The 3,897-nt window shown below is 72.5% G+C and carries 3 protein-coding genes; all 3 read left to right on the top strand.

What is annotated here, in order from left to right; genetic code table 11:
* Positions 1 to 2,579: MMPL family transporter (locus IFT36_RS15505; protein WP_207114483.1), on the top strand; the 2,579-nt coding region annotated here is incomplete at its 5' end.
* Between the two features lie 80 nt (positions 2,580 to 2,659).
* The gene (locus IFT36_RS15500; RefSeq protein ID WP_200413597.1) at positions 2,660 to 2,887 is read left to right on the top strand and encodes a hypothetical protein; all 228 of its coding nucleotides are present in this window, start codon (positions 2,660 to 2,662) and stop codon (positions 2,885 to 2,887) included.
* A gap of 267 nt (positions 2,888 to 3,154) precedes the next feature.
* Positions 3,155 to 3,667, top strand: a complete 513-nt coding sequence (locus IFT36_RS15495) for an FBP domain-containing protein (protein WP_200413596.1) — start codon at positions 3,155 to 3,157, stop codon at positions 3,665 to 3,667.
* The last annotated feature ends 230 nt before the right edge of the window (positions 3,668 to 3,897 follow it).

The following is a 3,897-nucleotide window of genomic DNA, read 5'->3' as shown; positions in this document are numbered from 1 at the left end:
GGGCCTGGCTCGTCATCGTGGCCTGGCTGGTCGTGCTCGGCCTCGCCGGCGGCGCCTTCGCGCTGTTCGGCGGCCCGCTGACCACCGCCGTCAGCATCCCCGGCACGGCGACCCAGAAGGTCAGCGACGAACTCGCCGAGAAGTTCCCCCAGGCGAGCGGCGGCACCGGAACGGTCGTCTTCACGACCGCCGACGACGCGGCCTTCACCGACCAGCAGAAGTCCGACATCGCGGCCCTGCTGACCGACGCGAAGGAGCTGGCCGACGTCAAGGGCACGACCGACCCGTTCGCGACCCAGCAGCAGATCGACGACCAGGGGCAGAAGATCACCGACGGTCGGGCCCAGATCGCCGCCGGCGAGGCCCAGATCACCTCGGGCCAGGCGCAGATCGACGCCGCGAAGGCCCAGATCACCGCCGGCCAGCAGCAGCTCGACGCCGCGAAGGCCCAGGCGCAGGCCGCCGGCGGCGCCGCACTCGCCGCCGCCACGCCGCAGCTCGAGGCCCAGCAGGCGCAGCTCGACGCGGGGACGCAGCAGATCGCCACGCAGCAGTCCACCCTCGACGCGGGCAAGGCCGAACTCGAGACGCAGAGCACCACGCTCGAGCAGGGTGCGTCGTTGCTCGAACTCACCGACGGCATCCGTCAGGTGTCGACCGACGGCACCACGGCCGTGGCCAGCATCCAGTTCGACAAGGCCCTCAACCTCGTCACCAGCGAGAACAAAGAGGCCGTCGTCGAGGCGATGAACGACGCCGACATCGACGGCGTCGAGGTCGAGGTGTCGAACGACATCGCGGCCAGCATCCCCGAGATCCTCGGCCCGGGCGAGGTGGCCGGCGTGGTCATCGCGGCCATCGTGCTGTTCGTCATGCTGGGCACGCTCATCGGTGCCGGCCTGCCCCTCGTCAACGCCCTGATCGGCGTCGGCGTCGGCGTGCTCGCCTCGCTGTCGCTCTCTGGTGCCGTCGAGATGCTGTCGGTCACGCCCGTGCTGGGCGTGATGCTCGGCCTCGCGGTCGGCATCGACTACTCGCTGTTCATCCTCAACCGCCACCGCACCCAGCTGAAAGAAGGGGTGCCGCTGCACGAGTCGATCGGCCTGGCCAACGGCACGTCGGGCAACGCGGTCGTCTTCGCCGGCTCGACCGTGCTGATCGCCCTGCTCGCACTGAACCTGACCGGCATCCCCTTCCTCGGCCTGATGGGCACCGTCGGCGCCGTCTGCGTGTTCGTGGCGATCCTGATCGCCATCACGCTCACCCCGGCGCTGCTGCGCCTCGTCGGCCTGCGCATCCTCACCAAGAAGGCCCGGAAGAACGTCGGCAACACGGGCGCCGTCCGCGTGCCGACCAAGCCGATGAGCACCACCCGTGCCGTGCTGACCCTCGTGGCCGGCGTCGCCGTGCTGCTGATCGTCGCCATCCCCGCGCTCTCGATGCGCCTCGGCCTGCCCGCCGGGTCGTCCGAGCCGGTCGACTCGAGCGCCTACAAGGCCTACAAGCTGATCGACGAGAAGTTCGGCGCCGGCGTCAACGGCCCCCTGGTCGTCGTGGCCGACCTGCCGACCGCGATCTCGGACGACGACCTCGTCTCGGAGCAGGTGCGCATCGGCACGATCCTCAAGGACCAGGACGACGTCGCCGCGGTCGCCCCCATCGGCGCCTCGGACGACGACACCCTGCTGGCGTTCCAGGTCGTGCCGAAGGGCGGTCCGACCGCCGAGTCGACCGAGCAGCTCGTCCGCGACCTGCGTGGCCTCGACATCGACGACGTCTCGTCGCTCGGCGTGGCCGGCAACGCCTCGGGCAACATCGACGTCAGCGAGAAGCTGGCCGGTGCCCTGCCGCTCTACCTGCTCGTCGTGGTCGGGCTGTCGTTGATCATCCTGATCTTCGTGTTCCGCTCGATCCTCGTGCCGATCACCGCCACCATCGGCTTCGTGCTGTCGCTGTTCGCCGCGTTCGGCGGCGTCACCGCGGTGTTCCAGTGGGGCTGGCTCGGCCCGGTCTTCGGCGTGCACGACCCGGGGCCGATCCTGAGCTTCCTGCCGATCCTGATGGTCGGCGTGCTGTTCGGGCTCGCGATGGACTACCAGCTGTTCCTGGTCAGCGGCATGCGCGAGGCGTACGCCCACGGCTCGCCGGCCCGCCTGGCCGTGCAGCGCGGCGTCCACGCCGGTCGCACGGTGGTCACGGCCGCGGCGCTGATCATGACGGCGGTCTTCTCGGGCTTCGTGTTCTCGAACTCGGTGATGATCCAGTCGATCGGCCTGGGCCTCGCCCTCGGCGTGCTGGTCGACGCGTTCGTCGTGCGCCTGCTGCTGATCCCGGCCGTGATGCACCTGCTCGGCGACGCCGCGTGGTGGCTGCCGAAGTGGCTCGACCGCATCCTGCCCGACGTCGACGTCGAGGGCGCCTCCCTCGAGCGGTCGCGGCCGCACGCTTCGGCCGGCGACGCGTCGGGCTCGGGCTCGGGTTCCGGTGACGGGCACGTCTCGCACGTCGACCCGACCGCCCCCGTGGACGCCGTCCCCGACGGCAGCGACCCCGACCACCACGGGCGCCACGCGGGCTGACCCCGCACGTCGCACCACCGACTGGACGTCGCACCGCCGAACTCGGCGGTGCGACGTCCCTTTCGTGGTGCGTTGTGGCCGTGGCCGTGGCCGTGGCGGTGGCCGTGGCCGTGGCTGTGGCCGTGGCCGTGGCCGTCGCCGGCCTCGGGGACGCGACCCGCGCCTCCTGGTCGGGTCGCACCATCGTCGCGTGGTCGAACCGCCCTCGAGCGTGGTTCGACGACGCGGGCGTGGTGCGACCCGGCCAGGACGAGGAGGCGCGGGCGTCGTTGCCGAGGAGCGCTCACGGTCCTAGGGTGGCCGGGTGATCATCCCGTCCGCACCTGCGACGCCCACCGGGCGTGAGGGGGTCGTCGGCGCCGCGTGCGCCGGCTGCAGGTAGTCGCGTCTCCGCCGCGGATCGACCGTCGAGGTCCGACCGCGCACCCGTGCCGCGTGGGCTGGAGCCCCGGCACGATCCCACGAGAACACCCGGGCCGGCCGACGCGTCGACGGCGGGCACCCGCGCGGTCGCCGATCGCGCGGGTGTGCGCGTCGACGTCACCCTGCCCCGGGCCCGACGACCGGAGAACCACATGATCCCCCTGACCGAGAAGACCGTCCGCGCCTCGTTCGTCAACGCGAGCCGCCGAGAAGCAGCCGACCTGACCCTGCCGCCCGACTTCGCCGACCTCGACTGGACCGACCTCGAGTACCTCGGTTGGCGAGACCCCAGGCTCGCCCGCCGGGCCTACGTCGTCGTGCCGACGCTCGACGCGGACGGCGAGCCGGGCCCCGCGGTCGCCGGCGTCGTGCTGCGGCAGGCCGAGGCCTCGCCCCGGCAGCGTGCGCAGTGCACCTGGTGCCAGGACGTCCGCCTGCCGGCCGACGTGCTGTTCTACGGCGCCAAGCGTGCCGGCGCGGCCGGACGCAACGGCGACACCGTGGGCACGCTCGTCTGCGGCGGGTTCGAGTGCTCGGCCAACGTGCACGTGCTGCCGCCCGAGGCCTACCTCGGGTTCGACGCCGAGGCGGCCCGACTCGAACGCATCGCGAGCCTGCGCGCGCGGGCCGCGGGCTTCGTCGAGAACGTGCGCCGCGCCTCCTGACCGTCGCCGCGCCTCCTGGTCCGACGAGAACCGGGTGGCACCACGCCCGCGTCGTCGAACCACCCTCGTGCGTGGTTGGACGACGCGGGCGTGGTGCGACCTCGACCGGTCGGGCGCGGCGGCGGCCCGGTCGCCTGACCGCAGGAGGCGCGGGTCGCACCGCCGACTGAACGTCGCACCGCCGACGTGGGCGGTGCGACGCTCGGTCGGCGGTGCGTCCCGCCCCGAGA

The sequence above is a fragment of the Frigoribacterium sp. CFBP 13605 genome, from assembly GCF_014839405.1.
Lineage (GTDB): Bacteria > Actinomycetota > Actinomycetes > Actinomycetales > Microbacteriaceae > Frigoribacterium.
The sequence above is the reverse complement of the archived record's forward strand: the minus strand, read 5'-3'. Positions and strand labels throughout refer to the sequence as shown.